Below are 560 nucleotides of genomic sequence, written 5' to 3' on the forward strand. Positions count from 1 at the left end.
TTTAACGCGCGTAGCGGAAATCTCGGGGGCTTGCCCCCGTGCTGGATAGTGTAGACTGGACTTGTTCCAGTCTGTATTATCCAATACATGGAACTTCAACGAAATTCACATCATGTTTTCAGGCTAATGTATCACTTTGTGTGGATACCCAAGTATCGACGAAAAGTATTCTCTGAACCTTACCGCGAAATGATGAAAAGAATCATTCATAAAGTCGGCTTTGATTACGATATTGATATTGTCGAATTAGAAATCCCAGAAGATCACATTCATATGGTTGTTAGAAGTGAGCCAAAGATTTCACCAAGTCATATAATGCAGGTGATAAAAAGCATCTCAGCCCGAGAATTTTTCAAATGTTATCCAGAGATTAAAAGGCGTTATTTTTGGGGCGGTAAGCTTTGGACTCAAAGTTACTTTGTTGAAACAATTGGTAATGCAACGGAAGACACTATCCGCAAGTATGTTCAAAATCAGCTGATTGAGTTAGATCGAAAAGAGAGAAATTCAGATCAGCTTGGGCTCTTCTAAACTCGGTCGCTTGCGGCCGAGTTTTTAAT

Annotated in this window: 1 protein-coding gene; it reads left to right on the forward strand. The window is 40.0% G+C overall.

Going from position 1 to position 560, the window contains the following annotated elements; all coding sequences use genetic code 11:
- Positions 1-87 precede the first annotated feature (87 nt).
- The gene (gene tnpA / locus Q0779_RS23730; RefSeq protein WP_298776734.1) at positions 88-531 is read left to right on the forward strand and encodes an IS200/IS605 family transposase; all 444 of its coding nucleotides are present in this window, start codon (positions 88-90) and stop codon (positions 529-531) included.
- Positions 532-560: the final 29 nt, after the last annotated feature.

Origin of the sequence: uncultured Shewanella sp., assembly GCF_947491715.1 — a bacterium.
GTDB lineage: Bacteria > Pseudomonadota > Gammaproteobacteria > Enterobacterales > Shewanellaceae > Shewanella.